The sequence below is a fragment of the Companilactobacillus muriivasis genome, from assembly GCF_036246245.1.
GTDB lineage: Bacteria > Bacillota > Bacilli > Lactobacillales > Lactobacillaceae > Companilactobacillus > Companilactobacillus muriivasis.
In genome coordinates this window covers 1-25,549 of record NZ_BTTQ01000002.1, presented here as the reverse complement: position 1 = coordinate 25,549, position 25,549 = coordinate 1, and the positions used below count along the sequence as shown (strand labels likewise).

21 protein-coding genes are annotated in these 25,549 nt (G+C 37.1%); 8 read left to right on the top strand and 13 right to left on the bottom strand.

Features of this window, described 5'->3' with window-relative positions; genetic code table 11:
* Window positions 1-51 precede the first annotated feature (51 nt).
* The gene (locus AAA923_RS02930) at window positions 52-1,479 is read right to left on the bottom strand and encodes a C69 family dipeptidase (protein ID WP_435890157.1); all 1,428 of its coding nucleotides are present in this window, start codon (window positions 1,477-1,479) and stop codon (window positions 52-54) included.
* 89 nt (window positions 1,480-1,568) lie between these two features.
* A complete protein-coding gene (locus tag AAA923_RS02925; protein ID WP_338214467.1) occupies window positions 1,569-2,453 on the bottom strand; it encodes a LysR family transcriptional regulator in 885 nt (294 codons plus the stop codon).
* A gap of 288 nt (window positions 2,454-2,741) precedes the next feature.
* Here AAA923_RS02925 and AAA923_RS02920 point away from each other — a divergent pair, with 288 nt between their 5' ends.
* Window positions 2,742-3,047 (top strand): PTS sugar transporter subunit IIB, encoded by a 306-nt coding sequence (locus AAA923_RS02920; protein WP_338214466.1) that lies wholly within the window; start codon window positions 2,742-2,744, stop codon window positions 3,045-3,047.
* Between the two features lie 387 nt (window positions 3,048-3,434).
* Here the strand turns inward: AAA923_RS02920 and AAA923_RS02915 are convergent, their stop codons facing one another.
* From AAA923_RS02915 to AAA923_RS02900, 4 genes are all read right to left on the bottom strand, one after another.
* Window positions 3,435-4,106: a DPBB and LysM peptidoglycan-binding domain-containing protein gene (locus AAA923_RS02915; RefSeq protein WP_338214465.1), complete on the bottom strand. Its 672-nt coding sequence runs from the start codon at window positions 4,104-4,106 to the stop codon at window positions 3,435-3,437.
* 456 nt (window positions 4,107-4,562) lie between these two features.
* Window positions 4,563-6,098, bottom strand: coding sequence for a gluconokinase (gene gntK / locus AAA923_RS02910; protein ID WP_338214464.1), 1,536 nt, complete (start codon window positions 6,096-6,098; stop codon window positions 4,563-4,565).
* Window positions 6,099-6,514: 416 nt separating this feature from the next.
* The gene (locus AAA923_RS02905) at window positions 6,515-7,054 is read right to left on the bottom strand and encodes a GNAT family N-acetyltransferase (protein WP_338214463.1); all 540 of its coding nucleotides are present in this window, start codon (window positions 7,052-7,054) and stop codon (window positions 6,515-6,517) included.
* An 812-nt stretch (window positions 7,055-7,866) separates the two neighbouring features.
* The gene (locus tag AAA923_RS02900) at window positions 7,867-9,831 is read right to left on the bottom strand and encodes a PTS sugar transporter subunit IIABC (RefSeq protein WP_338214462.1); all 1,965 of its coding nucleotides are present in this window, start codon (window positions 9,829-9,831) and stop codon (window positions 7,867-7,869) included.
* Window positions 9,832-10,052: 221 nt separating this feature from the next.
* On the opposite strand from AAA923_RS02900, the gene AAA923_RS02895 reads away from it, so the two are divergent.
* Window positions 10,053-12,752, top strand: a complete 2,700-nt coding sequence (locus AAA923_RS02895; RefSeq protein ID WP_338214461.1) for a glycoside hydrolase family 65 protein — start codon at window positions 10,053-10,055, stop codon at window positions 12,750-12,752.
* A 480-nt stretch (window positions 12,753-13,232) separates the two neighbouring features.
* Window positions 13,233-14,597 carry an MATE family efflux transporter gene (locus AAA923_RS02890; RefSeq protein ID WP_338214460.1) on the top strand — a complete coding sequence of 455 codons (1,365 nt, stop codon included), beginning with the start codon at window positions 13,233-13,235 and terminating at the stop codon, window positions 14,595-14,597.
* Between the two features lie 17 nt (window positions 14,598-14,614).
* Here the strand turns inward: AAA923_RS02890 and AAA923_RS02885 are convergent, their stop codons facing one another.
* Window positions 14,615-15,655: an alpha/beta hydrolase fold domain-containing protein gene (locus AAA923_RS02885; protein ID WP_338214459.1), complete on the bottom strand. Its 1,041-nt coding sequence runs from the start codon at window positions 15,653-15,655 to the stop codon at window positions 14,615-14,617.
* 467 nt (window positions 15,656-16,122) lie between these two features.
* Here AAA923_RS02885 and AAA923_RS02880 point away from each other — a divergent pair, with 467 nt between their 5' ends.
* The 3 genes from AAA923_RS02880 to AAA923_RS02870 all read left to right on the top strand — a co-directional run bounded on the left by AAA923_RS02880 (window position 16,123) and on the right by AAA923_RS02870 (window position 18,882).
* Window positions 16,123-17,100 (top strand): ROK family protein, encoded by a 978-nt coding sequence (locus tag AAA923_RS02880; protein ID WP_338214458.1) that lies wholly within the window; start codon window positions 16,123-16,125, stop codon window positions 17,098-17,100.
* A 66-nt stretch (window positions 17,101-17,166) separates the two neighbouring features.
* Window positions 17,167-17,973 (top strand): Cof-type HAD-IIB family hydrolase, encoded by an 807-nt coding sequence (locus AAA923_RS02875; protein ID WP_338214457.1) that lies wholly within the window; start codon window positions 17,167-17,169, stop codon window positions 17,971-17,973.
* A 108-nt stretch (window positions 17,974-18,081) separates the two neighbouring features.
* Window positions 18,082-18,882 (top strand): Cof-type HAD-IIB family hydrolase, encoded by an 801-nt coding sequence (locus tag AAA923_RS02870; RefSeq protein WP_338214456.1) that lies wholly within the window; start codon window positions 18,082-18,084, stop codon window positions 18,880-18,882.
* A gap of 69 nt (window positions 18,883-18,951) precedes the next feature.
* Here AAA923_RS02870 and AAA923_RS02865 read toward each other — a convergent pair whose 3' ends face one another.
* From AAA923_RS02865 to AAA923_RS02855, 3 genes are read right to left on the bottom strand one after another with little or no spacing between them, the layout of a single operon-like run.
* On the bottom strand, window positions 18,952-19,662 hold the full coding sequence (locus AAA923_RS02865) for a DNA alkylation repair protein (protein WP_338214455.1): 711 nt from the start codon (window positions 19,660-19,662) through the stop codon (window positions 18,952-18,954).
* A gap of 20 nt (window positions 19,663-19,682) precedes the next feature.
* A complete protein-coding gene (locus AAA923_RS02860) occupies window positions 19,683-20,291 on the bottom strand; it encodes a sugar O-acetyltransferase (RefSeq protein WP_338214454.1) in 609 nt (202 codons plus the stop codon).
* 11 nt (window positions 20,292-20,302) lie between these two features.
* Complete coding sequence (locus tag AAA923_RS02855; RefSeq protein ID WP_041499223.1) at window positions 20,303-20,872, bottom strand: cob(I)yrinic acid a,c-diamide adenosyltransferase; 570 nt, start codon at window positions 20,870-20,872, stop codon at window positions 20,303-20,305.
* A 131-nt stretch (window positions 20,873-21,003) separates the two neighbouring features.
* Here AAA923_RS02855 and AAA923_RS02850 point away from each other — a divergent pair, with 131 nt between their 5' ends.
* Window positions 21,004-21,723: an MIP/aquaporin family protein gene (locus tag AAA923_RS02850; protein ID WP_041499224.1), complete on the top strand. Its 720-nt coding sequence runs from the start codon at window positions 21,004-21,006 to the stop codon at window positions 21,721-21,723.
* Window positions 21,724-21,760: 37 nt separating this feature from the next.
* Here the strand turns inward: AAA923_RS02850 and AAA923_RS02845 are convergent, their stop codons facing one another.
* Genes AAA923_RS02845 through AAA923_RS02835 form a run of 3 tightly spaced genes read right to left on the bottom strand, consistent with a single transcriptional unit; the run spans window position 21,761 to window position 24,868 of the window.
* Window positions 21,761-22,432, bottom strand: a complete 672-nt coding sequence (locus AAA923_RS02845) for an ECF transporter S component (protein WP_338214453.1) — start codon at window positions 22,430-22,432, stop codon at window positions 21,761-21,763.
* The gene (locus AAA923_RS02840) at window positions 22,422-24,005 is read right to left on the bottom strand and encodes an ABC transporter ATP-binding protein (protein ID WP_338214452.1); all 1,584 of its coding nucleotides are present in this window, start codon (window positions 24,003-24,005) and stop codon (window positions 22,422-22,424) included. Before AAA923_RS02840 ends, AAA923_RS02845 begins: the two co-directional genes overlap by 11 nt.
* Complete coding sequence (locus tag AAA923_RS02835; RefSeq protein ID WP_338214451.1) at window positions 23,939-24,868, bottom strand: energy-coupling factor transporter transmembrane component T; 930 nt, start codon at window positions 24,866-24,868, stop codon at window positions 23,939-23,941. The genes AAA923_RS02840 and AAA923_RS02835 overlap by 67 nt, the downstream gene beginning before the upstream one ends.
* Before the next feature lie 168 nt (window positions 24,869-25,036).
* On the opposite strand from AAA923_RS02835, the gene AAA923_RS02830 reads away from it, so the two are divergent.
* Window positions 25,037-25,417: a DUF4430 domain-containing protein gene (locus AAA923_RS02830; RefSeq protein ID WP_435890156.1), complete on the top strand. Its 381-nt coding sequence runs from the start codon at window positions 25,037-25,039 to the stop codon at window positions 25,415-25,417.
* The last annotated feature ends 132 nt before the right edge of the window (window positions 25,418-25,549 follow it).

The window sequence follows — 25,549 nt, the reverse complement described above, 5'->3', positions numbered from 1 at the left end:
AAAAAAGACTTGAGTAGTTTCCCCAAGTCCCTTATTCATAACTTTATTAAATTAAAGGTTCTGTCCCTTTTCCCACGTTGTCTTGGATAACATCAAACCTTTTTTAACAATTTCATCAAACAATTTGTGTGTTCGACTTGAAATTTCGCCTGCTGTCTTCATGTTACTTTCAGTTAAGAATCCAGCGACATCATCGTTGAAACCATCGATAACTTGATCAGTGATTTCCAAACGTTGACGTCCGTATGATTGACATCCCTCTAAGTAAGCATGAATCATATCTGAGTATTCGTGATAATGTGGCTCGATCATAACTGACAATGTTTTCTCTAGCCAATAAACATTGTTGATATCAACGTCATTAGTTGTATTCTTGTAGTCTTCTGGAGTGTCTTTAATATTTGTATAGAAAGGCACATATGGACTGTATGCAAAGAATCCTAATGATAGCCATTGTACGGCAGCGTGATTTTCGTCAACATCATTTCTAATTTGAAGAATTGATGAAGCTTGATTACGGTCCATAGCGATTGAACGGAACTGACGTTGTTCAGCAGCTGTTCCAGAAGCAAATGTACCGAATGGATCATACTTAGTCCCGTTATAGTGTGATGACAAGAATTCCTCAACATCTTCAATTGCCAATTTCTTACTTGGCTTTCTAAACATCGGCATATCTTGAGCTGTTGGTTCTTGTTCAATTTCTGGATTGAATAATTTTTGACCATACCACGTACGAGGCGTGTTGTAATAAGCATCAGCTTCACTTTGAGTACCAAAAATTTCACGGAAATTAAAGTGTCCTGGTTGAGGATTCAAATGGTGCTTTTTCACAAATTCAACTAAATCAGTCGCAACTAAGAAATTATCAGTATCATTGACGTCAACTTCTTGCATAACGGTCTGGTTAGGTACGATAGCGTATGTATCTTCAGGCAAACGCATTGCTGCCCAGTGGTGACCACCGGCTGTTTCTAATAACCAAATTTCATCTTTATCATTAAAAGCAATACTGTTGCATTCACCAGTACCATATTTTTCTAGCAAAGCACCTAAACGAATGGCACCTTCCTTAGCAGTCTTGACGTATGGCAAAACCAAAGTCAACATTGCTTCTTCATCAACACCATCATGAACTAGTGGGTCGTAACCTAAAACACGAGCATTAGTTGCAGTCGTTTCAGTTGAACTCATACCAACGTTATACTCATTGATACCAGCTTCTTCATATTGTCCATCGCTTTGGTCAGCCTGTGGTGTAGCGGTGTAACGATAAGCGTGATCAGGTAGCGGTACTTTAACACCAGTAGTTATTGAAACATAAAAGGCATCTTTTTGATCTTTTGCTTCATGAGCAACAAATTTAATCGGATTGATTGGCGCATAGCCGTCTTCATTACGGGCGACAATAGTGGAACCATCCATACTAGCAGCTTTACCAACTAGAATTTCAGTACAATCGGAACTTGTATTTATCATTTACGTTCACTCCCTCTTTGATATCAAGTATAGGATTAAACTCCACGATAAGCCAGTAGGTTTATTAGAAAATTTGTAATTTTCACAGATTACATGGTTTGAATCTCAGCAGAGACATAGTCAATAAATGCTTGAGCAATTGGTGTTGGTTGATGATTCTTTCGATAAATAAACGTGTGACCTGTCTGAGAAATTGGATCAAATGGTATTAATTTTATTGGTCCATTTGGATAAAAATCTAACATACCATCCACTGCAATATCAAAATATCCATGTCTAGTAATCAGCGGCATGACGTTATTTTCAAGATTACGATTGCCACAGAGTGTTAAATTATCTGGGTCAATATTCAACCATGTCGAAACTTGATCAATCACGATACTTCGTCTAGCTCCCAATAATGGAATACCCAGCAAATCCTTACCAATAATACTAGTCCGGTTTGCTAAGGGTGCATCTTTAGACATCATTAATCCCCAAGTTTCTATTACTGGAATTGATTGTGCCCAATATTTAGCCGACTCAACTGGTTCAATCAAGAATCCTACGTCTAATTCTCCATTATCAAGTCGAGTTTTAATCGCATTTCCATCCGAACTATAGAGGCTGAACGTAATATTAGGGTGTTGCTTTTGAAATGATGCTATCCAAGCAGCCACGTATTTAGAAACTTTACTCTCAACACAACCAATTCGAATATTCCCTGCTAAATCTGAATGTTGTGAATGTAAATCTTGTTTAGTCTGTTCCATAAAATCCAACATAGTTTTGGCTCTCTGTTCAAACAAAACTCCTGCATCAGTTAAAGTTATGGAACGTTTTCCTCTAATAAACAGTTGCGTTCCAACCTCATCCTCAAGGTCCTTTAACTGACGTGACAATGTTGGTTGAGTAATGTGTAATTCATTAGCAGCTTTAGTGATATTTCCAATTCGTGTTAGGACAATAAAATAATGCAGTAATCTGGTTTCCATAAATATCTCCTTAACATGCAAAAAGTGAATGATAAACGAATGATAATAGGTATTTTACATTATTATCGTTTCTACTTATGATTATGTCAACGGATTAAGTTGTTATAAGTCCTACTGTGTAGCCCTCTTTTAAGGCTCGAATGGGGTGATTTAATTTTGAGAAGGAGTAGAAAACTAAAAACACTTAAAGTAGAACAAAGCATCGTTAACTTTCAATCATGTTTTTGTCTTGTCGAAATTCCAACCCAAGAATATACTGACCATAATATAGCTTCAAGGAGGATCACAATGACTAAAACAATTATGTTAGCTTGTGCTGGAGGCATGTCCAGTTCTCTATTAGTGACAAAAATGCTAAAAGCAGCAAAAAAAGACAATATTGATGTTAATATTTTTGCCACAAACAGCTCAGCCATTCCACAAGAAGCTAAACTTCATCACCCCTCAGTAATCTTACTTGGACCTCAAATTAAATTTCTATTCAACAACATAATTAAGGAAGTCAACGTTCCACTAGAGGTTATCGATATGAAAGATTACGGGACGATGAATGGAGAAAATGTATTACATCAGGCTCTATCTTTAATGGATTAATTAAAGATAAAAGTATACAAATTTATCAATATTCAGGCTATTTAAACAATGCAATATTTACAATAGATTCTCGAATAGTACCATGCGTTTATTTATAACTTCTTAAAGTAATTCGAGATGCCAATTTAATTATTAAAAATATATACATTAGTCGGAAGAGCTTAGAGTATTCATCGGCCGCGAAAGTGGTGTTATTGCTTTAGCAATTACACCACCGGGCGTGTTGGAGACTTTTTGGTCTTTGAAAAGGCTTCAACCGAGGTTCGAGACCGCCCTTTGGCTCGGACCGTACCGCGCAGCAGATGAATACTCTAAGCTCTGGAGACGGCAACAAAAAAAGAGGCCCGATATTTCCAGGTCTCTCTAATTTTACAAATTTATTTTATATTAAAGTACTTCAACAGATGCTGTTGTAACACCGTATGAAGGGATTTGGTTATTTGGCATAGCAACGTCTAATTGGTTAGGGTTACTGTATGCAAATGTACCTGTATCATTAACTGTTCTGATCAATACTGTACCGTCAGAAAGTGTAATCTTAAGAGTTGTACCCTTAGGGAATACTGAAAGGTTAGCAGCAACACCGCTATAACCCATGTTTGAACCTAGTACAGCTGGATCATAGAAAGAAATCTTGAATGTTCCTTGTGATGTACCTGTTTGAGTTGTGGCTTGTGTAGAATCAGTTTGTGTTTGTGTTGTTGTAGTAGTTGCTTGTGTTTGTGTAGCTTGTTGTGCAGGAGCTTGGTAACTTGTGTCTTCAGCAGCTGCTTGTGTTGTTGATGCTTGTTGTGTAGCAACTTGTGTTGTTGCACCTGGCAATGTAACTGTTTCACCTGGGAAAATCAAGTCAAATCCACCGATTTCACGGCCATTTGCTTGTTCTAGTTCAGCGATTGTTACGCCAGCGTTAGCAGCGATATCTTTATAAGTATCTCCTGCTTCAACTTGAACATGGTGATTGTCGAGAATTACTGCAGCTTCAGCAGTCTTAGTTGATGATGCGATTGCTGTTAATGCCATAGTACTTAATAAAGCGATTGATAAAACTTTTTTCATGAATAAATTACATCCTTATATTTAAAGTATTTTGTCTAGCCCTCATTTGCTATGTTGCATATACTAACAGGCTTTTATTACACAACAACGTCTGTATAATTACAAAAAAGCAGTTTTCTGTAATCTTAGTAATACAAATGAAACAAATGTTCGTTATTTCGTTGGTGCATAAGCAATCACAAAATTATAAAATTAAACATATTTAATGACTTATTCTGAAAACTTTTCGTTATTTTATTAGCGTTTTTGTTATAAATAGATTAAAAGGTGAGCTATGAATCCCATTCTATTAGGGTTTATAGCTCACTTTTCTATGCAAATATTAAGAATACAAATTAAATACTTTTATACACCTCTCAACAAAGTAAAGCATTTATATGCTTCTCAGGCCTTACTATTTTGCTTTCATTTTCTTGTTGAAAACTATAATTATAAATATATCTGGATAACGATTATTTAATCACCATGTCTCTTTTGAAATTCTGCTATCTCTTTATACTCTGGTTCCAACACTTCTGACAGACGAATCCAAATTGGTAACAATTCACGATAGACTTCGAAATTCTTTTCATTTGGTTGATGAACGTGAGTTACGCCAATCATGTCTTTGACCGCTGACAAGTCATCCACATAACCTAATGCATACATCCCCAATACCGCTGCACCTAAACATGAGCTCTCGAAACTCTCTGGTATTGTCACTGGTTGTTCAAATATATCAGCCAACAATTGACGCCACAATGATGATCTGGCAAAGCCCCCAGTTGCTTGAATACTCTTAGGTTTACCCGTAATTTTCTCAATCGTTAACATGACGACATATAAATTGTAGACGATACCTTCCAATGCCGCTCTGACCATATGAGCACGGGTATGTTTTCTCGTTAGGCCAAAGAATGACCCTCTTGCATAAGCATCCCAAATTGGAGCTCGTTCGCCACCTAAATATGGATGAAACAGTAATCCATCCGAACCTGCAGGTATTTTCTCAGCAATTTGAGTCAAAATATCATAGGTAGAAACTTGCATTTGCTCAGCAGTAATTCGTTCAGGTGCAAATAATTGATCTTTGACCCAGCGAAAGACGATACCACCATTATTAACTGGTCCACCAACGACCCACTTATCCTTAGTTAAAGCGTAACAGAAAAGTTTTCCATCAGGGTCTACCACTGGCTTATCAACTACGACACGAACCGCCCCACTCGTTCCAATTGTTACCGCAACTACTCCAGGGTCAATCGCATTAACGCCTAAATTGGACAATACTCCGTCACTGGCTCCAAAAATGAATGGTGTCTCAGCTGAAATTCCTAACAAATTACCAAATTTTGGATCAATACCTGTGATTTTAGCAGTTGGTTCAACTAATTCTGGTAATTGTTCACGTGAAATTTTTAATAAATCTAGAGCTTGTGGTTCCCAATCTAAGTTGAAAATATTGAACATTCCAGTAGCCGAAGCTATCGAATAGTCCATCTTATATACTCCGAATAAACGGAAGAAGATGTAAGTTTTTAAGTCAATGAACTTCTTTGCTTGTTTGAATAATTCTGGCTTTTCATTACGTAACCAAAGTATTTTTAATAAAGGAGCCATTGGATGAATCGGTGTACCAGTTTTGGCATAAATTTCTGCACCCAGGCCATTATTCTTCAACTCTTCACTGTATTTGGCAGCACGATTGTCAGCCCATGTAATTGCACGAGTCAATGGTTGGTCAGATTGATCCATCAAAATCAAACTATGCATAGCACAAGAGAATGAAACTCCCTTGACATCAGTTGTTTGAGCCTTACTTTTTTGAATCGTTTGCCCCATAACTGCAACAACCGCATCCAAAATATCGTCTGGATCTTCTTCGGCCATATCAGGCACATCTTGATACAACTTATAACCAGCATTAGCATAGGCAATTACTTTACCTTTCATATCGTAAAGAACAGCTTTCGTACTAGTCGTGCCAATATCAACTCCAAGCATATAATCCATAACCAAAAAACTCCCTTTATAATAGTAGAAACACATTTTAATTGTAACTGAACCTTGAAAGATGAAAATCTAATATAACCTTTGTTGTAACAACCCGAGTTGTAATTCATTTAATAACGAAAGAGTTTTTATCTGCTCATTCAAATTATAAAAATACATTAGTTGAAAGAGCTGAGAGTATTTACCTGCAGCGAAAGTGGCGTTATGGCTTTAGCCATTACACCACCGGGCGCGTTGGAGACTTTTCGTTCTTTGAAAAGGCTTCAACCGAGGTTCGAGACCGCACTGTGGCTCGGACCGTACCGCGCAGCGGATGAATACTCTCAGCTCTGGAAACGGCATAATTAACTAAACTTTCAACCTTTAGATTGTAAGTAGAAAACAAAAAAGAGTCCACCCTTGCGGACAAACTCATATCATTTCTTTAACTTATCCCACTCATCACGAAGAATCCCGTATTTAACAGAATCATAGTAGCGGTCATTATAATAGCGAACCTGACGCACACATGCTTCCTGCTTCATCCCTACTTTTTCAGCAACGTGCATCATCCTTGGATTTCCAGACCATGTAGTTAATCCAATATGTGGCAAATCATAAATTCCAAATAAATAGTCGATAAATAACTTTAAAGCCTTAGTACCGATATGTTCATCCCATAAATCGTCACGGTAAACAATAATTCCCATATCGAGCCAACGTTCCAATTTTCCATCTTCAAAGCCAGCTCCAACGGAACCAACTATTTTATCATCAAAAGTTATTAACAAATGATTCTTATTATGAATCCAGTTTCGATACGCAATCACGCTAACAAACTCTTCCTTACTTGGCAAAACATTATGGAAATAAGGTCCATTGTACTTTGCCCATTCAGGATCAGGATTACTGTATGCTATCTCCCAAAACTCTTCCACTTCTTCTGGTTGAGCCGGTCTGATTTTAACTTCAGCCATTAATTTACCTCCAGAATAAAAAACGCTTACTTTGATTATACGTTAAAAAATTAAAATGAAATAAATATAAAAATATTCTTAAACAATTTATACAGTACTGCCGTTTCCAGAGCTGAGTGTATTCATCTGCTGCGCGGTACGGTCCGAGCCACAGTTCGGTCTCGAACCTCAGTTGAAGCCTTTTCAAAAACCGAAAAGTCTCCAACACGCCCGGTGGTGTAATGGCTAAAGCCATAACGCCACTGTTTCGCGGCATATGAATACTCTCAACTCTTCCAACTAATTTGTTCTTTTAATTTGAATAATTTAACCGAAATACTCCAGTTATTCACAACTAAAATATCGTAACAAAGGAGTTACTTACATCCAATCCTCAGATTTTGTAGTATCCTCTAAGGTTTCCATTATAATCTAATCCCAAAATACTAAAGACATAAACAACACAAATTAAAACATTCGAGGCATCTACATCTATATAGTCAATACAATCAAAAAAACACTAGTCGGAAGGACTGAGAATATTCGCCAGCTGTGGGTGTGGCGTTAGAGCTTTAGCTCTTACACCACCGGGCGAGTTTGGAGACTTACCGAACTATGGTAAGGCTTCAAACCGAGGTTCGAGATCGCACTTTGGCTCGGACCGGTCCGCATAGCAGGTGAATATTCTCAGTCCTAGAGACGGCCACCCTTTAAAAGATTACTCTTATAATAATCAATCCCGTCAAAAAGAGATACCTATGAATGCATAAGTATCTCTTTTTTCGTATTTAAAAACTATTTTATTGCAATAGTTTCAATACTTATATTCATTTTTAGTTAGCAGCTGGTTCACGACTACCTAATCTTACCTTTTCAACTGCATGGCTTGATTCGAGATCTTCTTCTTTGAAGCCGAACAAGTATGTACATGTAAAGGCAACTACAATTGTTGCAGCTGATGCAATTAGATAACCTGTGAAACTACTATCGATACCTTTTGGATTGATGAATGAAGCGAAACCAATCAATGATCCGGCAAAGCCCCACATATCAACGTGCAATAGTCCAGTGATTAAACCACCAACAGCACTACCGATATTAGCTGTCCAGAAGATACGTCCGTATTTCAAATTAATACCATACATTGCGGGTTCTGTAACTCCAGCAAAGGCTGAAAGTGTTGCGGCACCGGCAATTTGTTTCATGTCGATATTCTTCTTTGTTTTAACGAAGACTGCCATAGCAGCGGCACCTTGAGCAACCATTGTTGCTGAAACGATGGCGTTCAATGCACTGTGTCCGGTTGTAGCGATTTGACTGGCAACAACTGGAATAACGGCCCAGTGTAATCCGAAAATAACCAAGCATTGATAAAGTCCACCAATAACTAATCCAGAGATAGCTGGACTAATCTTCAATAATCCAACGATACCGGCAGCTAAGTATGAACTTAGCAATGTGATAACTGGTCCAACAACGACAATGATAACTGCACTGACAATAAATACTTCTAGCAAAGGACTAAGAATCATACGTAGTGACATAACGATATGTTTCTTGAGCCATGGTTCGATTTTAGCAGCAATCCAAGCTGCGGCAATCATTGGGAAAATTGAATAAGTATAGTTAGCAATGTGAATCGGAATACCAAAGAATGAAGAGTTAATATTCATAGCTGTGGAACTAGTCTTTGTAGCAACTTGTACCAAGGTTGGATATGCCAAAACACCACCGATAACACCCATGATGATTTGATTTGCGCCCAATCTCTTAGCAGCTGTAAAACCAACTAGAATTGGTAGGAAGTAGAAGACTGAATCTCCCATCGCATTGATGATCATGTAAGTTGAACTTGTTGCAGAGAGCCATTTAGCAGACACAATCAAAGCCAAAAGACCTTTCAAAATACCTGAAGCAGCTAACAATCCAATGATAGGCATCATGCTGGCCGTGATAACACCGATTAGAGCACTAAAATAAAATTTTGTCTTAGGCCAGACACCTTTTGGAGCAGCAACTTTTTCTTGCTTTGGAGCATCAGAATCACTACCGAAACCAGGTCCTAAAGCTTTAACAACAGCATCATAGACATCTTCAACTGCTGGTCCAATAACAACTTGATATTGTCCCCCAGCCTTAGCTACATCCAAAACGCCTTGCATATTCTTGATAACATCGTCTTTAGCTTTGTTATCGTCTTTCAAATAGAAACGAACTCTGGTAATACAGTGAATTACATTTTCAACATTGGCAGCTCCACCAACATTTTTAACAATGTCTTTACCAAGTTGATTGTAATCTACTTTACCCTTTGGTTTAGCAACTGCTTCACCTGGAGCCATTGGTTCAACTTCCGCCACAACGGCACCAGATTTAACATTTCCTTTAGTAACGTGGATCTCTTTGACCATCTTAGCTGTATTAGTGATAGCTACAATAACGTCTGTCACCTTACCAGCTTTCTTGACGGCATCAATATCCATCGTTGCAATTGTATCGCCAGCCTTAACATTGTCTCCTTCTTTAACGAATAGTTCGAAAGGAGCACCGTTCAATTCGACTGTATCGACACCCATATGGACCAAAACTTCAAATCCATCGTCAGTAACAAATCCAATTGCATGTTTGGTTGATGCGACAAGCATAACTTTACCTGAAACTGGAGCTACGATTGTTTGATCATCAGGAATAACCCCAAAGCCTTCGCCCATAGCCTTTTCAGAAAACATCGGATCATGAACTTCAGACATTTCAACCGCTTGTCCAGAAACAGGAGCAAGCATTTTAATACCTTTCATAGAAAAGCACCTCCTTAAAATTATCAGGAACCGGTTACATCCTTATCTGTTACTATAATACAACTCGTCCTGTATAAACATCAAGTCGTAACAAAATTATTTATAAAATGTGCGTTAAATTTGTTAAACCGGGGTGTATAATCAGGATAGTACGAATGTGTTTAAACATATATTGAATTTTTGTTCTATTTCATTCTAGATATCTTTCGGAGGAGTTTATTATGAAACCAATGTATATTAAGATCACCGATTCAAAAATAACTTATGCTAACAGTGAAAACGCAATTGATGAAAAGTCGTATAATTTTGATTCAAATATAGAACTTAAACAAAACTTGCAAGCATTCAAGGACTCACTATCTAGCCAACCCAATGTCATTGTAATCACAAATTCTAGCAAATTTCTTTTAAAAAAGAATGCTATCGAATTTCTTGGACAGGTTATCGACTTTGGGACTGAGTTAGAAAATATCTTCCATATTCCAGTCATTAATATAGAAGAAAAAGTTGATTCAAATTTACTTTTAGCTGCCGAACATGAGATTGACTACTCAACTTGGCACCTCGATTATTACGGACTCGACCATGGTAAACGCCAATATGGACAAGAATCCATGCAGACAATCGGCAATGGTTATTTCGGACTTCGTGGTACTTATCTTGAAGCTAAAGCAAACGATGACAATTATCCAGCTACTTATATTGCAGGAGTTTTCAACCAACTATCAACACCTATCAATGGCCGTGATATTATCAACGAAGATTTGGTTAACTTACCAAACGCCCAATACATCACCTTTAGTATTAATGACGGGCAGCCTTTTACTATTGATGAAAGCGTTATCAAAGAATCTAACCGCTCACTTGACTTAAAAACTGGTATATTGACCATTACTTTATTAATTCAATTGGAAGATGGTAAAGAGCTACAAATTATTGAGAAAAAAGTTGCAGATATGCAAAGCTATCACGACTATTACTTGCAATATGCTATTAACCCAATGAATTTCAACGGTAAAATCACTATCTATACACAAATTGATGGCACAGTTGTCAATTCTAATGTTGAAAGATACCGTAATTTAGCCAACAAACATCTTGTCATTGACCAAATTGATAATATCGACAAAGCAGCAATTATGGCAGCACACACTGTACAATCAGATATCAAACTTGCTATTAAAACTGATCTTCATTACCCAACAATTGTTAACCCACTTTATAGTGTTCACAATGAAGATGAAATTGCTGAACAAAGGCTTGAATTTACCGCTCAAGCTGGAGAAACTTACTACTTTGAAAAAGACGTCAGCCTCTTTACTTCCCTAGAAACTAAAGAAAATGTTGTTTCAGTGGCCGAAAAACACGAATTTCTACCAAGTTTTGCTGATGCGGCCAAACAAGCTGCCGAAGATTGGCACAAAGTTTGGAAACAAGAAGATGTAGTCATTACTGGTGATATTACCGCTCAAAAACTCTTGCGTCTCAACAGTTACAGCATGACTACTGCCGCACAGGTCGATGCTAACAAAGACCTTGACGCCTCAGTTGGTTCTCGTGGTTTGACTGGTGAAGGTTACCGTGGGCACATTTTCTGGGACGAATTATTTGATATGAATTTCTACGTCTTACACAATCCAGAACTAGTTAAATACCTCTTGATGTATCGTTATAACCGTCTCAAAGCAGCGCTTGATTATGCAGAAAACGATGGACATTGTGGAGCAATGTATCCTTGGCAAAGTGGTTTATACGGCGACGAGCAGTCCCAAGAGGTTCACCTAAATCCAATTACCAATAAATGGGATCCAGACAACTCCAGAAAGCAACGTCATGTCTCATTGGCAGTCGCTTATAACGTTCTAAACTACTACCACCTCAGTCACGATGAAAAATTCATGCAACACTATGGACTCGAAATGTTGCTGGATATTGCCAAATTCTGGATTGATATGTCTAAATTGGATAAAAATACTGGTAGATACACGATTGGCAATGTTATGGGACCAGATGAATTCCATGAAGGTTACCCTGACAAGGAAGAAAGCGGTCTTAAAAATAATGCATATACTAACATTATGGTCAGTTGGTTATTCAAGAAAATCAGTAAATTAATCAATACCGAATCCAGTGATGTCTTGGACAATAATTTCCGTAAGGCCAACTTTTCCGATATCGACATTCAAAAACTCGATGATATCAGACATAATTTAAAACTCGATTTCCAAGATGATATTCTCGGACAATTCGAAGGCTATTTTGATTTGAAACGACTCGATTTTGACAAATATCGTAAAGAATATGGCAACATTTCACGTATGGATCGAATCCTAAAAGCTCATGACGACTCACCTGACAACTATCAAGTTGCCAAACAAGCTGACACCCTGATGGCGCTATTTAATCTAACCGACCAAGACTTTTTCGACATTCTAGCTGACCTCGGCTACCCTATTACCAATCAAGAGATGTTCATTGATGACAATGTTAAATATTACATTGAACGGACAACTCATGGCTCAACGCTTTCCAGAATCGTGTACTCAATGCTTCTGTTGAAAGCTGATGATAACAAGACGGCTTGGAAGTTATTCTATGAAGCTCTAACGAGCGACTACTATGACATTCAAGGTGGAACGACCGCCGAAGGAATCCACCTAGGCGTTATGGGAGCAACCTTGAACCTAGTAACTTCCTTCTTTGCCGGTATCGACTATCGTGGCGACGTGTTGGAAATCAATCCAAACATGCCTGAACAATGGGACGAAATCGACTTTAAGATGAATTTCAAAGGCACACAATTCAAGTTTCAAATTACTTCAGATGGCATTTCAATCAAAGCTAATCAAGACACCGAAGTGATTTTCATTGGTAAGAAATTACCATTAACAGCTAATCTGGAGATTCAATTAACATATTAAAACTAGCTTAGCGAAGTAGACCGTTTCCAGAGCTGAGAGTATTCATCTTTTATTGGATGAATAATTAATTAATCCATTAAATCAAAAAAGAGGAGTCTTGGCATACTTGATTATTCAAGTGTGATAAGGCTCCTCTTTGAGTACATCCATCGAAAATAGATAAATATAAATCATTTCAAAATACCCTAGCTTTCGGTTGCCAGAATGTAGTAACGCTATGAAGGTGGCGTTATGGCTTTAGCCATTACACCACGGGGCGAGTTTTGAAACTTGCGAACTGTGCAAGGTTCAAAATCGAGGTTCGAGACCGTTCTTTGGCTCGAACCGGTCCCCATAGCGGTACTACATTTCTGGTAACCGGAAGCGGCATCCTTCAATAAACCAACCAAAAAAAATTAATTTTTTTATACGCAAACAACGTCACTATAAAAAATAAACATGCTAAAATAGTCATAATCTTTATGAAAGGGATATACACATATGATAGATCTGACGCAAGGAAGACCTATGAAAGTTATATTTCTGTACACGATTCCTTTACTATTAGGTAACTTTTTCCAACAATTTTACAGTTTGATTGATACGTTAATTGTCGGAAAAACAATCAGTGTCGATGCTCTTGCCAGTGTTGGTGCAACTGGGGGATTAACAGGTTTAGTCATCGGATTTGCTCAAGGTATGACTAGTGGTTTAACTATTTTGACCGCTCAAAAATATGGAGCTAACGATGAACGAGGGGTTCGAAAAAGTTTTGCATCTGGAATTATCATTTCAATCTGCATTGCCGTAATTTTTACTATCCTTGCCCTTTTGATTGCTTATCCTTTGCTTGTAGTAATGCAAACTCCCAAGGTATTGATTCATGATTCATTTATCTTTTTGGAAATTATTTTTGCAGGAATATTTTCTTTTGTTGGTTTTGATTTTCTGGGAAATACAATGCGGGCGCTTGGGGACTCCCGTGTTCCACTATTTTTCTTAATCGTAAGTACAGTTCTAAATATTTTATTAGAACTAGTCTTCATCTTGTACTTACACATGGGCGTTGCTGGTGCCGGGCTGGCTACAGTTGTCGCACAAACAATCACTTTTGTAATTCTATACTTTTACATTCGGAGTCATATTCCCTACTTGATTTTAACGAAGAGTGACTTCAAGATTGATAAAGCTGAAATCAAGGAATTACTACAAATCAGTTTGCCAATGGGTTTTCAATCATCTATCATCGCCATTGGTTCAATTATCTTGCAAGTTATGTTGAACACTTTGGGAGCTAACGCTGTGGCTGCTTATACTGTTGCTGGTAGAGTTGAACAAATTGCTACTTTGCCTGCCTTCAGTTTTGGCCTAGCTTTGGTAAACTACACCGCTCAAAATCTTGGTGGCAAAAAATTTGATCGAATTTTACAAGGTGTTAAAGATGGCATTTTAATATCAGTTTCATCCAGTTTAGTTATTGGTGCCTTCTTGATTTTCTTCGGTCGCAGCATTTCTCATCTATTCATGAACGGCAGTCAAGAAACTGTCTTACGTTTGATTCAAATTTATTATTATTTCAATGGTTCCAGTTATTTTATTCTCTCGATATTATTTATCGTCAGGTATACTTTACAAGGTCTGGGCAACCAAAAAGCTCCCACTATCGCCGGTATTGCCGAGCTTCTAATGAGAGTTTTTGCAGGTATCGTTTTGATCCGACTATTTGGATTTTACGGAGCTGCCATGGCCAATCCACTCGCATGGACTGGATCAGTCTTGGTATTGGTTAGCACTTGGAGAATGGAACTCAAAAAACTTAGGAATCTCAAGAATCTCTTGGGAACTGATGAAGAACTTGAAAGTTAATAGCTTTCGGGTTCTTTTTAATTTAAAGCATCCGCACATTCATTCAAAGCATCTTCAACTGCTGGAATACGTCCGACATAGTTGAGAAATGCATGTGCTAAACCACCATAACGGATATATTTGGCTTCGCATCCTGCCATACCTATCTTTTGTACAAACGCTTCATCTTGCAAACGGAATGGGTCAAACTCACCCGTCAAAACTAAAGTACGTTTAAAATTCAACGGATCGGCATAGAGTGGCGATAAAATTGGAGCTGACAAATCAAGTCCTTGGTGGTTTGTATAATAATCAGTCATAATCGTATCAAGTGATTTAAATTGGGTATAATTATTGTGCAGTGCACGGCGTTGTTCATCTTTAATCGGCACCAAACGATCATTCCACAACGAACCATCGTGATCAGAGCCATGAACAACAGTTGGATAAAATAGTACATGTTTATAAATTTCACAGATGCCTGTTAGATGACATAATTGGCTAACACCCAGAGCAATCGCTGCCCCAGCTGAATCACCTGACAAAGAAATTTCATCATACAAGTGACTGATTGCTGAGACAACTGAAAAAGCATCTTCAACACCAGATGGAAATGGATTTTCAGGTGCAATACCATAATCGACACTGTAAATTACCCCAGTAAATTTAGTAGCTAATAGCTGTAAAAATGGTAAAGTATCTTCTGGTGTACCACCGTAAAATCCGCCACCATGCATATAGACTAGCGCTTTGGAATCTTCCGTTATATCGTTACGGTAAATTTTCAAATAACGCACATGGCGATTCAAGGCATCCGTATATTCTTCATCAACAGTTACATTAGAATACATTTCTTGGGGAATATCATTATGATTGTTCCCATCGCGCAATTGTGTTAAATCATTTGGTAAACTAGGTTCATCAGATAGATTTTTCAGATGGTCATAGATCATAGGATCATATGAATGTGCATCGATGCGGTCTTTCACAATCATTTGAACATTCTTTAAATGAGGGATATCAACTGCATCAATTTGATTTAAGCGATTTAATTCTACGTTGTAATCATTTTTAATCATAAGCATTACCATCCTTTTTCGTTTGGATATTTGGATTCCGCCTCCAGATGCCGGTGAAATGGTAGGCCGCGGTGTAAAGGCTAAAGCTCTAATGTTAACTCCACCACGGCCTACCATTTTATCGGCACCCTACGGCTAGATTATTTCAAAATAACAACAAGAATAAATTAGTTGGAAGATCTGAGAGTATTCATCTACTGCGAAAGTGGCGTTATGGCTTTAGCCATTACACCACCGGACGTGTTGAAGACTTACCGAACTTTGGTAAGGCTTCAACCGAGGTTCGAGACCGCTCTTTGGCTCGGACCGTGCCGCGCAGCAGATGAATACTCTCAGATCTGGAAACGGCCTAACTCAATAAACTTTCTATATACATTATGCACGATGTTTAAACATATTTTCAATCTAAATTAAATAATTATTTTTATCAACTTTGAACCAATTATCTATTACCGAGGAGGAATATTTTGAAAACAGATTTTCGCTTATCCGCCCGCCAACAAAACTTACAAACTATTCTTGATTTGTTGGATGAAAATGAACAACTTTCAGCCAAAGAATTATCTGCTTTGACTGGTTTGAGTATCGTCAGTATCAACAAATTGCTGGCCATAATCCTTAATAATACTGAAATCATTACCACCGATTACGTTAATACGCGTGGTCGGCGTGCTAAAATATATCGTTTAAATTATGATGCTTACCAATTAGGCATTGTTTCCCTAGTCGAAGATGGAACGGAAATTAAGGCTACTTACTTTCTAACTAACTTGCAAGGTAAAGTTTTGCAAAAACAATTCAACAATCAGACTATTACTTCAGTCGAACAATTGACTGAATTTATCAAATCACAGACTGCTAGTAATAAACCTGCGAAGATCATTATCGGTGTTCCTGGGGCTGAATTGGATGGTTACTTACAAATTAGTGATGTTAAATCATTGCAAGGTATCAATTTATCGCTAGCCATTGAGACGGCGACTGATATTAAAACTGTCGTTGTCAATGATGTCAATGCCAGTACCTTTGGAGCTGCCATTGAACTGAATGAGAGTCAGAATATCGCTGTCGGAATTTATTTTCCAAATAATTTTGCACCTGGCGTTGGGATTGTAATTAATAATCGCCTGATAAATGGAGCGGACGGTTTGGCTGGAGAAGTTGAATACAGCACTATTGACCAAAATGCCTCCCTTTCTAAACAAATAATTGAGTACACGCAAAACATTATCAGTTTTCTTGATCCAAATTTGATTATCATTTATGCTGAGAAGTCTCAACTTTCAAATTTGCAAATTGATCAAATTAAACAAACTATTCAAAGACGTCTGCCACTGCATGAGAAATATAAAATTGATTTTGAACGTAGTTTTGAAGAAGATTATCGTCTTGGTTTAGCAACGATTGGACGACACAAAATTTTAAATGACTTTATCGTTGATTGAAACCGTTTTACTAATTTGGTACAATATCTCTATCTTAATTAATTAAGTTTAAAAAGGGAGCTATTCATGATTAAATTGATTGCTTTAGATATTGATCAAACATTATTGAACTCACAAAGTAAAATTACTGAGGATACTAAACTAGCTTTACAAAAGGCTCTCAAGCAAGGGATTAAAATCGTTCTCTGCTCTGGTCGTCCTTTAGCCGGTGTCAGTCCTTTTTTCAAGGAACTCGGAGTCTCTGGTGACGAGCAATACGTCATTACTTATAATGGTGCCTTGATTGAAACGGTATCTGGAAAAATTCTTTCTCGTCAAACTCTAACTAACGCTGATTACCGCCGTATCGTGAAATACGTTGACGTACATGACATGCAATACTACGTTCTGGATGATGACAGCAACGTTTATACATCAAATCACGACATTAATCGTATTGCAGTTGTTCAAGCTTGGGAAAATAGTGCCGGTATTTTTGTCAGAACTCCCGATGAATTACCCACTGATTTCGAAATCCCTAAGGCGGCTATCGTTGGTGAAAAAGAAACTTTAGATGCTTACGAAAAGCCAGTCAAGGAAAAATTCTCTGATGACTATTATGTTGTTCGAGCAGCTGATAACTTTTTGGAGTTAATGCATCAGAACGTTAATAAAGGTAGTGGCTTAACTCAGCTAACTGAATTGTTAAATATCAAACCAGAAGAAGTCATGGCTTTCGGAGACGAGCAAAATGATTTACCGATGTTCAAATTTGCCGGAACAGCTGTCTGCATGGGCAATGGATCAGACTTGGCCAAAGAGTATGCTGACTACATCACTGATACCAACGATAATGACGGTATTGCTAAAGCATTGGATAAGTTTATTTTCTAAATATACAAATTGTAATTAATCCTTCAACCTGCCAAAAACAGTTGCTAAAAATCAGTATTTCCAGATAAAATCATCACTATACTGCTTTGAAATTGAAAGGAATTTACTATGACAATCAAGCTTGTTGCAACAGACATGGATGGAACTTTTTTAACTGACGACAAACACTTTGACACTGACCGTTTTCGTCGCGTTTACAACTACATGACACAGAATGGCATCACCTTTGTTTCCGCCAGTGGTAATCAATATTACCAATTAAAAGACTTCTTCAAGGATTTCCCCAAAACTCTTTTCGTAGCTGAAAATGGTGCCCTAGTTGGTAGTCACGATGAAATTTATAAAACTGATATTTTTACAGCTGACGTTGTTGCTAAAACTATCAAGGTGCTCGATAGTCTTGCTGCCGTGCAATCAGTTATGTGTGGCGAAAAATCAGCCTACATTAAAAAAGATGTAACGCCAGATTTTTACAAAATGAGTAAATTCTATTTTCCAGAAATCACCAGTGTTGATAAATTAGAAGACGTCAACGATGGTATTTTGAAATTTTCTATCAGCTGTCCTAAGGATGAAACTGAAGCATATATGGAAAAACTATCCGATATGATTGGACCTGAAGTTTCTATTGTAACAAGTGGTCACGGTGATATTGATGTTATTCGTGCCGACGTCAACAAGGCAACTGGCTTGGATTACTTGTCAGAAAAATTAAATGTTAAGCCTGAAGAAATGTGTGCCTTTGGCGATGGCGGCAATGACTTGGAAATGTTACGCTACGTTGGACACGGTGTTGCGATGAAAAATGCTTCACCAATCGTTCACGAAACAACTCCATTTGAAACTGTCGACAACAATCAACAAGGTGTTATTCAACATTTGGAAGAACTCTTTGAACTATCAAAATAAAGCTCCATACAAAAAGGTGCCCTACAATTTTTTAATAATTGTAAGGCACCTTTTTTGATTCTATTTCATTTATAACAATGATGTTAATATTTCTTTTTCTTCATCAGTCGTATGTCGCAACGACTTGATTCTTCTAACAGTTAACTTAGCAACTTTATTTTGGGAATCATCCCTAATAATCTGATAAATTTTATCCTGATCATATGGAAATACGACCGCCAGCAACCAAGCTTGTGCCATTTGAACATAATAATCTTCACTGACAATCTCGGTAGTCAATTTAACAATTTCATTTCGATATTCATTGGTATTATAGAACTTCAAAAGAAAAACCAAACCACTACGTTGCAACCACGGATTATCACTATTTAAATACTCTTTTATCTTAAACAAAAACTCTGGTAGAAACTTTTGCACTTGTTTAAAATGAACTACCATATCACAAGTTGCCCATGAATTGGACTTGGCTAAATATTCATCACAATAATTCTCAAACTCCGAAAGTGACAACTTCAGATTACTGAGAACAAATCCCTGAATAATTACCACCTCGTAATTCTCAGTTCCAACTATCTTCAGGAATGCTTTAGGATTGCCATGACTGATCTCTTTACCAATCTTTTTCAATTCTCCCATGGAAATTCCCAGCAAATTATACGCTGTGGGGACAATTTTTACTGCCCGCTCACGATATTTCGGATCACTAAGACCTTCCAATTCCATTAAAAATTTTTGATAATCATCATTTGACCAAGATATATTTTTCAGGTCTAATAGCATCCCTCATCACCCTTTAAAAATTAATTTTCATAATAACGTTGCTTTTCTAATTTCCAATACTTCTTATCTTCATCATTAATCTCACGTAATACTTTACATGGATTACCGACCGCAATCACATTATCCGGAATGTCCTTCGTAACAATTGCTCCCGAACCAATTACAACGTTACTACCAATCGTAACGCCAGGATTGATAACCACATTGCCACCGACCCAAACATCATTACCGATAGTAATTGGCTTACCATATTCAAATGCTTCGCCACGAATAACTGCATCGATTGGGTGACCTGCTGTATAAAGGCCAACACGTGGACCGAAAAAGACATTGTTACCAATTTTAACGTTAGCAATATCTAAAATAATACATTCATAATTAGTGTAGAAATTATCGCCAACTTCAGTATTACATCCATAATCAGTATAAAACGGTGGCTCGAGATAGTCGCCTTTACCGCTCTTCTTGAACAGATTCTTGATAATTCTTTGACGCTCATCCAATTGATATTCAGTCGTATGATTGTATTCACGGACTAGTTCTTTCGCTTTCTTAAAATCCTCGCGCAATTCGGGATCATGAGCGATATATAAATCGCCTGCTAACATTTTTTCTTTCTCTGAACGCATAAAACTTTCCCCTATCTAAATACTGGTTTACTGTTACGATATTGAATATCTTCAACGCCATCTAACACATTGCTGTAACGAGCAGCAGCGAAGAAATAATCTGACAAACGATTGATAAACTTCAAGACAAAATCATTGATAGGTTCTTCTTGCATCAACCCAACGATTTCCCTTTCAGCACGTCTGGTAACTGTGCGTGCCATGTGCAAATTGGCCGCAGTTTTAGAACCACCTGGCAAAATAAACTTCTGAATCTTTGGAGTCTTGTCAGTATATTCGTCAATTTTCTTTTCTAACCAATCAACCGAACCATTATCATCTTTGAAAATAAATTCATGCTTTTTGTCAGTTGGTGAAATAGCTAAGTCAGTCCCGCAATCAAATAGTAATTGTTGAATTTCTTCCAATTCTTCCTTCAAGACAATCGTTTTGTCGGATAAATTGGCAATCACAACGCCAACTAAAGAATTCAATTCATCCACTGTTCCGTAAGAATTAATTCTGGGGGCTGATTTATAAAGTACGTCATTTCCAATAATTCTTGTCTGACCTTTATCGCCAGTTCTGGTATAAATTTTCATTTTTAATACTCCTCATACAATCTGTCTACTTAAAATACACTTTCACAACGTAAATTCATGGTGTTATTGCCGACAGCTATGTATAATAATAGCATGTAAGCGTAGTCATGTGAACTTATGGAGGAAAGCCTATGCAAGATAGTTTAACATTACAATTAGTCGGTGAGTTCATCGGTACCTTGGTTTTAATTTTACTAGGTGATGGTGTTGTTGCCGCCGTTAGTTTAAAGAAATCAAAGGCTGAGGGTGCTGGTTGGATTGCCATTGCCCTAGGTTGGGGATTAGCCGTTACTTTAGGTATTTATTGTTCAGCATTTTTAAGTCCCGCTCATTTAAATCCAGCTGTTACTTTAGGTATGGCAATTGCCGGAGTATTTCCTTGGTCATCAGTCATCCCTTATATCATTGCTCAAACATTGGGTGCCATTGTTGGTGCAGCAATCGTTTGGCTCAATTACTACCCACATTGGCAGGAAACTGACGATCCAGCTGCAATTCTAGGAGTTTTCGCCACCGGACCTGCTATTAGAAATTACTTCTTTAACTTCTTAAGTGAATTTATTGGAACATTCGTCTTAGTATTTGCCCTATTAGCATTTACACGTGGTAAATTCACTCAAGGATTAAATCCAATCGTCGTCGGGTTATTGATCACGGCAATCGGTTTCTCACTTGGTGGGACAACTGGTTATGCCATCAATCCGGCCAGAGATTTGGGGCCAAGAATTGCTCACCAAATCTTACCAATCGCTAACAAAGGCAAATCAGACTGGTCATACAGTTGGGTTCCAGTACTTGGACCTCTAGCTGGTGGCGCCGTTGCAGCATTTGCTTATCTATTGATTCCTTAAAAACTAAAAGAACATCCCCATTTGAGGATGTTCTTTTTTACTGCCTAAATAAATCATATTTTTTCTTATAATTATTAAATAATTTAATCCAACGTTTACCAACAACTAATAACAATACACCGGTAAATAGTGCATGGACAAAATCAAAGTAAAAACTGGCAACAACTGATGTGACAATACTTTTAATAGTTATCGGATTAACGAAACCAATAATATAGTAAATATCCATGATCCAACCAAGCAAAAAGCCACTGGCAAATCCCCAGACAACTAATAGCCACGTTGGAACATTTTTATTCATCATTAATCCAGAAATCAAGCCGATAACACCTAAGCCAAACATTTGCCAAGGAGTCCAAACACCCTGTCCGAAATACATGTTTGAAGTCAGAGCAATAATTGTCCCCATCAAAAAGCCAGTTTCAGGTCCACTAACGATGGCACCCATTATCAAAATAAATAGTTCCGGTTTAACCGCTGGCAATGCTGCAAAAATAATTCGCCCAACAACTGCTAAAGCGCAAATAATTGCGATAAAAACTACTTCACGTGAATTGTGATGCGCTTTTTCAAAACGCCAAAAGTAGATACCTAAAGTTACAATTAAAAATCCAAATGAGAACAACAAATAACTTTTACTGGTGAAAATTACCATCAATAATAAGACCGCAACTGCCAAAGTTAATAATGAGATTGATTTACGATTCAAGATTTAAGATATCCTTCCATGTCAAAGCCTGTGGAAAAATATCCCGCAAAGCTTTATTTATTTCGGTTGTATAAAAAAACTTATCACTGAAAAACTTTACTGGATCAGAAAATTCACTCAATTTACCATCAAACATCATCGCAATATGATTAAAATAACTAGCCGCAAAGAGTAAGTCGTGACTGTTGACCAAAATAGTTCCGCCACCTCTCTGGAACTCACGCAATAAACCACCCAATTCTATACGCTTATTAGGATCTAAGCCCTTGGTTGGCTCATCCAATAGCAACACTTCTGGTCGTTTAATAAAGCCCAATGCAAGCGCCAAGAATTCTTGCTGTCCACCACTCAAATCATAGGGACTCTGCTTCTCTAAGCCATTCAAAGAGAACTTATCCAAAATATCATTGATAGTTTTATTGCTTTTACTCTGTTCAATCTGATAATTTAACTCGTCTTGAACGGTATCCTTCATAAACAATGATGATGGGTTTTGTGGCAAAACAAAAACATTTTCATACAAACTATCATCATACTTTTTACGTCGATAACGTAATTTGCCTGACTGTGGTTTCAATTGTTGCGTTAAAACTTTCAATAGCGTGGTTTTTCCCATTCCATTTGGTCCAACGATACAGTACGACTGACCTTGAAACAAACTTAGACTAACGTTGTCGATAATTTGTCGGCCATTAAAATTAAACCGAAAGTTGATTTTATCTGCTGTTATCATTGGCTTATCAACCCAAACAGTTTGTCCTCTATCACGGCACTTTAGTTGTTTCTTTTTGAACCTAATCGCCCTATTTAAAGTCTGATTATCAAGTGGCACTGACGTATCCAAGTTCAACTCCAATGCTAGACGATCCACTTGAGTCAAAAAGTTTCGATAATTGTCATTTTGAAAAATTGCTTTTAACCCTTGTTCAATCGGTTGATCAAGTAACATATTGCCATCTTCCATCACCACTAAGCGCTTGGAAAATTTGACTGCTTGTTCCAATTCATGTTCGACTAAAATAATTGTCATATCAAATTCAACATTGACCTTGTGAACCATCTGCAATAATTTTTCGGCGGCAATTGGATCCAACTGTGCCGTTGGTTCATCCAACAATAGGACTTCAGGTTTTAAAATCAAAGCACTGGCCAAATTAACCAGTTGTTTTTGACCACCAGACAGTTGCTCGACATTCTGATCTAACAAGTCAACAATACCTAAGAAACTTGCTATTTCAGTAATCCGTAACTGAATTTCATTAGTCGTACAATCTTGATTATCCAAAACAAATTTCAGTTCATCTCGTGGTGTTTCCATAATCATTTGATTGTCGACAAATTGAGAAACATAAGCGAAATCTTTGGTTTGCTTAGTTATCTTCCCACTAATGACTTTTCCCGAGGCCAACTCCGGTAACATCTGTTTCAGAAATGTACTCTTACCACTACCAGTAGCCCCGATTAAGGTAACAAAATCCCCCTTTTGAAGTGAAAAATTAAGGTGCTTTAACGATAATTTTTGGCTGTTATTGTATCGGAAACTGTAGTCTTCGAACCGTAAAATTTCCACCATAAATAATTCACTCCTCCTGTTAATAATGGTAATAAAATAAATAAACAATTGATAACTAGAATTAGAGCAACACCATCTGTCGAAATTTTTAAATCGGCTGAACCAAAATTGATTTTTCCCAAGTGTTGGACTGACATGCTTATATTAAATATTACGGAAAGTAATCCCAAAATTAAAATAATTACATCAAAACGTTTAAATTCTACGTATCCCAAGTTACGACGACGCTGTTCATAACCCTTTAAAATCAAGGTGTCAGAAACATTCATAAAGCTAGCAATCGCCTTGTTCAAAACAATTTCATTTAAGCCAACTGTTCGCTTGATTCTTTTCAACAGTCCCTGTTCATTACTTTGATGTTGGGTCCGAAATCGGCTAACAGTCTTAGTTTCTGTATAAATTTGAATGATTTTAGGAATGAATTTCACTGTTAGGATAAAAATAATAGCGATACTTTTAAACAGATTAGCTAATAATTCGAAGACCGTTTTAATTCGAATCAATGAATCATACAGATAAAATGCCCACAACAGATTCACGAATGAAATCCCCAAAATTACCGCATTCATTAACGATTCTGTGGTGACTTTCAAAAAAGGAATCTCGAACAGTAAATTTGATCCACGCTGATTCAAAATCAAATTGAATAATATCGTAATAAAAAATATAATTCCAGCAAATTTTAAATATGATTTAACTTTTTCTGGCCGTGTCAAAACAACCATAGCAATTAAGGATACATATATCCCAACCAGCACGATTGGATTGTTGTACAGCAGCGTAATCAAGATAATATTGAGTAAATATGCAAACATCGTAATACTGTTGCAATTCTTTTGGAAATTCACAATCAATTTATTCAATACGCCGCCTCCTTAACAGTCAATATTCTTATTCTAACTTACTGAAAGTAAAATCCGAAGTATTTCGTAAATTTTATTTGTTTCAAATAGAATGCAAAAGTCAAGAATTAAAAGACATTAAAAATTTGCTATAATGAAAATCGTTGTATACATATTAGGAGGAGAACAATGAAAAAATTTGCTGCATTTTTAGCTGCTTTATTGATGTTGTTAGGAGTATTTGCTCCAGCTACCGCAACAACTGTTCAAGCTAGCAAGACTGAGAATATCAAAGTTACTTACACTTTGAAAAAGAACAAGAAACAAATTGCCAAGAAGACTATCAAAATCAAAAAAGGTGCCACTGTTACTGACGGTTTGAAAAAAGGCTGGAAAGTAACTGACAAAGGCGGTTTTATTTCAAAAATCGACGGTCACAAACAAAATAATAAGAAGAAAATTTACTGGACTTTTACCGTTAACGGCAAACAAGTTAACGTTTCTGCTGACAAGAAGAAATTAAAGAACAAAGATCACGTTGAATTTAAACTTTCTAAATATAACGGTTAGAATAACTAAAGGTTGAAAGCACAAAAATAGATCACACCTCTTGAGCCACTTGAGATGTGGTGGAAAAAATAGTTTTTTTCAATGCGAAGCATTATCTAGTTGCCTGATAAGGCCACTAGGTAATGCTTTTAT